Annotated in this window: 6 protein-coding genes; 1 reads left to right on the forward strand and 5 read right to left on the reverse strand. The window is 51.4% G+C overall.

Features of this window, described 5'->3' with window-relative positions:
* The first annotated feature begins 597 nt into the window (after positions 1-597).
* Entirely contained in the window at positions 598-951 is a 354-nt protein-coding gene (gene smbP / locus AAH187_RS18245; RefSeq protein WP_342349917.1) for a small metal-binding protein SmbP, read from the forward strand.
* Positions 952-1,180: 229 nt separating this feature from the next.
* Here the strand turns inward: smbP and AAH187_RS18250 are convergent, their stop codons facing one another.
* The 5 genes from AAH187_RS18250 to AAH187_RS18270 form a co-directional block, all read right to left on the reverse strand.
* Entirely contained in the window at positions 1,181-3,496 is a 2,316-nt protein-coding gene (locus AAH187_RS18250; RefSeq protein WP_342349918.1) for a TonB-dependent receptor, read from the reverse strand.
* Between the two features lie 185 nt (positions 3,497-3,681).
* Positions 3,682-4,020 (reverse strand): hypothetical protein, encoded by a 339-nt coding sequence (locus tag AAH187_RS18255; RefSeq protein ID WP_342349919.1) that lies wholly within the window; start codon positions 4,018-4,020, stop codon positions 3,682-3,684.
* The gene (locus AAH187_RS18260) at positions 4,021-4,542 is read right to left on the reverse strand and encodes a TlpA disulfide reductase family protein (protein ID WP_342349920.1); all 522 of its coding nucleotides are present in this window, start codon (positions 4,540-4,542) and stop codon (positions 4,021-4,023) included.
* Positions 4,539-5,828, reverse strand: coding sequence for a sialidase family protein (locus AAH187_RS18265; RefSeq protein WP_342349921.1), 1,290 nt, complete (start codon positions 5,826-5,828; stop codon positions 4,539-4,541). The genes AAH187_RS18260 and AAH187_RS18265 overlap by 4 nt, the downstream gene beginning before the upstream one ends.
* 222 nt (positions 5,829-6,050) lie before the next feature.
* Positions 6,051-7,427 carry a PepSY domain-containing protein gene (locus tag AAH187_RS18270; RefSeq protein WP_342349922.1) on the reverse strand — a complete coding sequence of 459 codons (1,377 nt, stop codon included), beginning with the start codon at positions 7,425-7,427 and terminating at the stop codon, positions 6,051-6,053.
* Positions 7,428-7,616: the final 189 nt, after the last annotated feature.

Below are 7,616 nucleotides of genomic sequence, written 5' to 3' on the forward strand. Positions count from 1 at the left end.
TATTGCAGTTTCCGTGAAGATCGGGATGAAGAGCGGAGGTAGTCAATACCAGACTCCATCCCGATCATTCTCCACAGAAGGAAGAAGGTTTTTCCAGGGGGTCAGGGTTCCCTATCGCACCTTCTATCCAAAAGAGCAATAAGTGTCAATGTTGGTCAGGATACCACTATGGATCAGGTCATAACTGAATCACATAAAAGGACTGCCTGACGTGGGGAGAGTATAGAAATAGCCAGGGAAATCGTCTACAGATCGTTGCTCATGTATGCAACACATTTTCCAATGTGTTCAGGAAAATTTGTTTGTGGTCATGTGAAAATATAAAAACCTCGAGAAATTGAATAGTCAGGAAATTCATGTGGGGTCAAGGGTAAATTCGTCAGAACGACGCTGTCGTCAATAAGGGACCTTTGCTACCAAGACCTAATATTAGCTTGCGGTTGACATTGTTCATCGGATAAAGAATCATGCAGGGAGCGTTGATGTGAATGGCATAATGGATTATGCCAAACATTGCATGGGAAGATAGAGTTGGGAGGACCGTGAGGAAATGGGCCGCTGTATGGTTGGTACGTTATTAATCAAAGGAGGGAATCCATGATCAGTAAATTCTCTACACTCATTCGAATTGTTGGTTGTGTTGGAGTATTGGGCTTTTTGGCAGTTCCGGCTGTCACATTAGCGGAAGGCGATAAGCATTTGCATGAAGCGATCGGACATGCCGGTGAGGCAAAAGCTCATGGGGAAATGGGGCATGCCGGCGAAGCAACAAAGCATGCAGAGGAGGCCCTTTCGCATGCCGATGCTGCCAAACAGGAAGGTGGCAATGCCCATGTCGGTGAGGGCATCAGTCATCTCGGCGAAGCGGTGGACCATGGCAAACAGGGACACGGCGAGGTCGCGGGCGAGCATAGTCAGGAAGCCTTGAAGCACCTCCAACAGGGCCATTAAATCTATCTTATTTTCAGAGGTGAAAAGGCGGGTCACAAGATGTGACCCGCTTTTTCGGCTTTTGAGGGAAAATCGAGAGGAAGGGTTGGGTAGAGGGATATCTGGTCCCATCCCGATCATGCTTTTCGTACATATTGGATGCAGCCCAATCGGGGTGCAATCTGCAAGGTGAGGGAGCACTATGGCCTCCCTCACCCATGACCCACCTTACGAAAATACCATTGAATAACTAGAACATCCCGATCGTCACGCCCCCGTAGAAAGAGCGGCCATACCCGGCAAAGAACAGTTGCTTATCGGCATCAGGTGTCGAGTCCGACACGACTTGGCCGGACGCCGCGTAGGTCTTATCCGCGATGTTGTTGACTTCGAAAAAGAACTTGGCAAAGCGAACCCAATCATTGTTGAACGTAAAGGTCTTGTGAAGATTGACGTTCATGATCCAGTAGGAAGGAATTCCCACGGTATTGGCATTGTTCAGGGTATAGCTATTGTAATAATTGGACTCGACCCAGGCTCCCCAATTGTTCTTTACATCATCATACATGACCTTCATATTGAGGACATCGCTTGGAACGTTGGGGACGTCATTACCGTCCTGTTTGACATCGGTGGCCACGCCATTCACCAGATACCGGTCTGTGAAATTGATGTACTTGGCATCAATGTGGGTGTACGCACCGTGAAATTGCCAACCGGGTATCGGTCGCCAATCGGCGGAGAGCTCGACACCTCGATATTCCGAAGAGTCGGCATTGATGGAGGCCGTGTTCCCACCTGAAATGGTTTGCGAAATAATTTCATCCCGAAAGAAGATCCAGAATCCCACAAGTTGCATATTGAAGGTTTCATGAAGCTGGGCTTCGTGGCCGAATTCCACGTTCACATTTTTTTGGGGCTTTAAATCAAAATTGGAGCCTGGAAGACCCGTGACGGGGTTTCGGGTTAAATTACTGAATTGCGGAATGCCATATCCGGTGGACCCCCTGATCCAATGTCGCCAGCCTGCTCTGGGTTTCCACGTCAGTGACATTTCAGGAGCCCAGTTATAGTAGGTTTTGGTGGTGCTGGGACGGCTGGTGACCAGCCCATTCGTATAATTAATCGTCTGGATGCTCACGATGGACTGTTCGAATCCCAGGCCGCCGGCCACGGTCCATTCCGGTAAGAATGTCAGCTCTTCCCGGAATCGTCCTCCGATATTTCGAATGGTTCCCCGGTTATTCTGGATCAAGTTGCCTCGCGTACCTTGGCCATCGTTTAAATTTTGGAAGGTCTGACCCTCCTGTTCCATGTTATTGATGAAGAATCCGAGATAGCTGTTCAACGGCATCCCGGAGATCTGCCCCCTGTGTCGCAAATCGGTATATTGTTTCCAATTGGTATTCACGTTATCGGTGATTTGGTTGAAATATTGGTTAATATCCTTGACGTCATAATCCCCTTCTGTCGTCAAGATGAGGTTGGGAGTCAACTCCCGTTCATACATCAACCCGATGATGGTGCGGCGGTCAAGGCGAGCTTGATCTCTGGCGTCCGTTCCCGTTCCCGCCTGACGATCATTTTGATTAAACTGGCTTTTGGTGAGCCGGGTCGGCACGTCCGTATCCAGCCAATTGGTCATGGCTTTGATGTACAGGTTTTGTTTGTCATCGATGGTGAAGCGGAAATTCAAATTCACCGTCTGGGTATTATATCCACTGTGATGAATGAACCCGTCCTCGGCTACGTTACTGGCAAACATCGACACGTCCAGATTTTTGTATTGAGTGCCGAGGGCGACCGCTTGTTTGTTAAATCCGTAGGATCCTCCGCTAAAGAAGCTCTCGACTCCCTGGATGTCGCTGCCCCGTCGGGTTCTAAAATGCACCACCCCGCCGAGAGCATAATTGTCATACAGTGAGGACGCAGCTCCCCGGATCACTTCGGTCGACCTCATGAACCACGGGTCCTGTATATCGAGTCGGGACAATCCGTCCGACTGCGTTTGCTGAAATCCATCCTCATAAACTTTGATATCCCGAATGGCAAACGACGTTTTGACTCCCGAGCCTCGAATGGAAATACTGAAGTCTCTGGGGCCATTGGCCTGGCGGAGCACCACACCGGGAAGAGATTCCATGGATTCTTTCATGGTTCGGGTCGGTTGTGAATCGGTTTCCGATTGAGGGGTGGAGGAGATCGTCAGCCCTTCCGGCCGCTTCAAAATCCTGGTGCTGACGATACTCATTTCTTCTAAGGTCTCCACTTCCTCCTCTTGGAGGGTTGTCTGGGTTTGCCGGTGTTCCTCTGATTGTTGGGCGACAGGTGTCTGATCTAATTCCCTCAGTTGTTTCCTGATTTCTTCGAGTCGGGCGTTGACCTCATCGAGTTCTCCCTCCAGGTCCTGTTGTTGCTGCAGGAGTATTTCCTGGGACGGGACAGTGCTCTCACTTGATGCAGCGAAAGTTAGAGCGGAGACACTAAGAACTAACGGAACGCTCAAGATAAATACGAAAAAATACAATGACCAATTCCACGAACAGAAAGAAAGCAACTGTTTCACGGGATCATCTCCTTACAAAAAAAAGATAAATAAAACATGGCTGCGCCAAACGGGCCATGCGTGTTGTCAGCGCCGAAGACGACGACCTTCTGAGGGAAGGTTCGTTGAGACCCGGGCTGGACCCCAGGGTCAAGTGGAAGGAGACGCGAATCTCCCGCAACTCACAACGGAGCCTTGCGCATCACTTAGGAGGAAAATGACAGGAAGAAGTGTGGGGGAGCCCTGGCGGATTTATTCGAAAGAGAAGGGAGCGAACGAGAGAGTGCATGGAGAGGAAGAACGGCGCCCAATGCCTGAAATGGCGAATGCCACGATGGAGAGGTGGTCAGGGAGGTTGAAGAAAGTTTTTCGATGTGACAAGCCCAGGTGCAGAGAACCCCATGAAGAGGTTTCGTCTTGCTGTGATGGGATTCCGGAGAGTGGTGAGAGAGGTCCTGCACGGCCATGCAGGCGGTGGATGCCAGGAGCATGGCGAGAAACAGGCTTGATGCCAGGAGGGCAATCGGTTGAAGCCGCTGGTGCATTTACTTCGGGTTAAGGAGGTGATGGATGTACGAGACGGATTCAGGGCTATCCCACTCCCTGGGCCCCATGATTCGTTGGCTCAGGTGTCCGTGAGTATCCACAATCACCGTTGTGGGAAGATTTCTAACCATGAGCGCTTGAGAGAGTTCTTCCTGTTCATCCAAGAGGACATCGAAATGTAACTTGAGTTGCTGCCAAAATGCTTCGATTTCTCGTGGACGAATATCGCTCGTGATCGCAAGAATGGTGAGTTGGTCCTTGGAAAATTTTTGGCGAAGACGTTCTAACGACGGCATTTCTTCCTTACAAGGCCCACACCAGGTTGCCCAAAAATTTAAAATGAGAACCCGGCCGGCCAATTGGTCCGAATGTATGGGCGTCCCCTGTAAGGTGCGGAGCTGAAAAGTGGGGAGGCTCTGACTGGTATCGAATCGGCTGAGGGTGGAGGGGAAAGAAGAGGGAGCTCCCAAAGCCATGGTGATTCCCAGGATCCCTGAAACGAGCAGAGAAAGCGGTGTCATGGCATTGGGTGTAATTGAGCCGTCCGCGAGGTGGGAAAAGAAAGAGGCTGGACTACTGTACTCCATCCCGGGAAAGCCACTTGCTCTGACCAGGCAATGACGGCCTGTCCCGCGTCATTCAAGGCCACAGCCGGACTTTTGGCTTTCTTTTCATTCATCTTTTTCGGGGTGCTGAATGTTTGTCCTCGGTCGAGGGAATAGGTGAACACGACTTCACGCCGCACCGGAGATTGTTCTTCCCATGAGATGAGTAGATGGCCTGCCTGATTCACAGCCATTTGAGGATGATCCGGAAACGTGCCTTTCGACATGTTCAACAAGCGTCGGGGGGTAAAGGTTTTTCCCTGATCATCGGAGTACGCCAGATACACACCCGGAGTGTCATCGGGGCCTTCCGTGTACCAGGTGACATAGAGGCGTCCTTGCTGGTCGACCCCCATGGTGGCGGGACGATGGGGACAGCCCTCGAAGACCCATTGATCATGGCCCACGATGACCGGGGGAGAAAACGATTTCCCATTATCTATGGAACGAGACACGACCGTTTCCCGAACCGCTCCGGATAAGACCTTTCGCCAGGCGAGATAGACGGTGCCATTAGAAGCAGTGGTCAAATGTGTCCGGCAACAGACACAACTGGAATCGTCAACTTTCATGTTGGGGGAAAGGGTGGTGCCCCGATCTTGGGAAACGACGGTATAGGTGGCCGGATCTTTTTTCCCTTCCCTGGCATCAAGCCAGGAAATATGAACAGAACCATTCGGGCTCACGGTCAGATTGTCAAAAGAATGGCCGGTGACGGCTTCGTCGTCGTTGACTTGAACGGGGGGAAGAAAGGTCATGCCCCCATCCACGGATCGACTCAGGAGAAGAAGGTTAGCAAACGGTTTTCCGCCGGCATTCGGATGAGGGGTGGTCCAGGTGATGTAGACCTCCTTTGTGCGGCCTAACGCCAGGGCCGGTGGTTCATGGAGGGAAGTGGCGGGAGGACTGGATGGATTGACTTTGGTCGCTTCGGGATACTGTTCCTGCTGAGGTGGGACCTTGAGATAAAAGATACCCCGCTCTTCCTGCTTTTCTCCACCCCAGGCGAGGTGCATCGTCCCGTCTGTATCCAGTTGGGCCATGGGGCCGGTTGTTTGCATGCCCTTATGGTCGATGATGTGCTTAGGTCCGGCCTGAACCATCGAAACAGATGGTTCCGCCCCGAGTACTCCTGATACTGCAACTGGCAGGCCTATCGAGAGGACCACGGAAGTGGCTCCAAACAGTAACGGTCTTATCATGGGTGCCTCCACAGATATTCGAATGTAGGATGAAGAATGACGTTCATCATCCCTAAAGGTGAGAGAGTGTAGTTTTACCAGAAGGGTGAAAGCCTAAGCTACTTTAAGATGAGGAGTTCGGGTCGTAAACGCACCAGATGCCAATGCATACTACAGTTTTTCCGGTAAATGAAATAACTTGAACAATTTAAAATTGCTGAAAACGTGACAGAGAGATTACCTTCAGACGTGTTTTTCAAGCCCAAGCCAAAGGGCAAGTGGAGGAACCCGGCGAAGGAGCAGTTTCTCAATGAGCAGAATCGATGTTAGAGAAGCGGCAAACAAGGGAAGGTAGAGACAGAAGAATAGGAGCAACATCATGAATCCGATTGAAAATGGTTGGGCTTGGGGTAGGGGAGGAGCACCCAGTAGTCCGGAAGGACGACGACGCCACCACATGAGAATGCCGCTTGTCACCACCACGAGGAGACCCCCGGCAGTGAACACCCCCAGTACCACATTGGGCCAACCGAACAGTTGCCCTTCATGAGCTGCCACACCGAAGCCGATTATCCGGTCCAACACATGACGGTCTTCAAAGTTTTCCCGTTGTAGAACGGCCCCGGTAGTGGCATCCAACATGACTTTGACTCGTTGTGGACGGTTCTGAGTGTCCGACTTGGCAGTCCAATGGCCTTCGGGACGAGCAGGGGGCATTATGAAGACAGGAGGGGGGAGATCTAGCGCACGAACAGAGGGCAGGAGGATATCGATCGGAGAATAGTCCAAGAGAGGGTCCACAGTGTTAGCGGGAAGAATTGTCTGACCGGTATGGGCGAGATGTTCCCCTGAAGGATCCTGTTTCGTGTTCCGGGAAGTTGCCCCGACCGTCCAATCCTGTTCCACGACGGCGGTTCCGGTCACACGACGAATTTCTTTGAAATACTCACCCCACACCTTGGCCCAGGGAAGTCCCGTGACGAGTAAAAACAGAACAAACAGAGAGATCCAGAAACCTGTGACGGCATGAAGATCCCGCCAGAATCCTCGCGAGCCACGGTTTAACCGGGGATAGATGATCCCACCCAACCCTGGTGCATCCCGCGGCCACCACAAATACAAGCCGGTGGTGATCATGATGATCGCCCAGGAGGCAGCCAATTCGACAAAGGCTGAGCCGATATTGCCCATCAGCAATTCCCCATGAAAATGAAACACCATTCTGGTAAACCGGTCCTCTTCCGGAATGATTTTCAAAATGTCTACGGTTGCAGGGTGCACATACACACGAATGCGTTCCCCCCGACTTTTCACAATGATCCGGGTTGCGTCATTCTGTTCGTTCGGCAGTTCATACGCGGAGAGCGTAGAACCCGGGACGGCGTGAAGGGCAGCATCCACTTGAGCCTGTGCCGTCGTATGGGGGCCAGTGAAGGAAACACGATCATAGGGGCGGTCGAGCCAGGCATTAATCTGGGGTGTGAATAAATAGATCCCTCCGCTGACCGCCAATAACACGATAAAGGGAACACAAAATACGCCGGCATAAAAATGCCAGCGCCAGACTGTACGGGAATCGGGCCAGGAGCGAGATGGTGTTGGTGTGGCTCGTAAGGACATAAAGATGCGTCAGTGTAATTTAAAAAATATGGCAAACAGTTTTGAAAAGAAGAACAGAATAGGGTTTTTGAATATTTTTGTCTTTTCTCAGCCCGCCATGATTCGATGAGGCCTTCATCAAATTGTTAGGCCCTGAAGGCAGCCACAAGCCGGATCCCGGCCAGCAGGCAGATCAGCCATAGGCTGAAC

It is taken from the genome of uncultured Nitrospira sp. (genome assembly GCA_902500695.1).
Classification (GTDB): domain Bacteria; phylum Nitrospirota; class Nitrospiria; order Nitrospirales; family UBA8639; genus Nitrospira_E.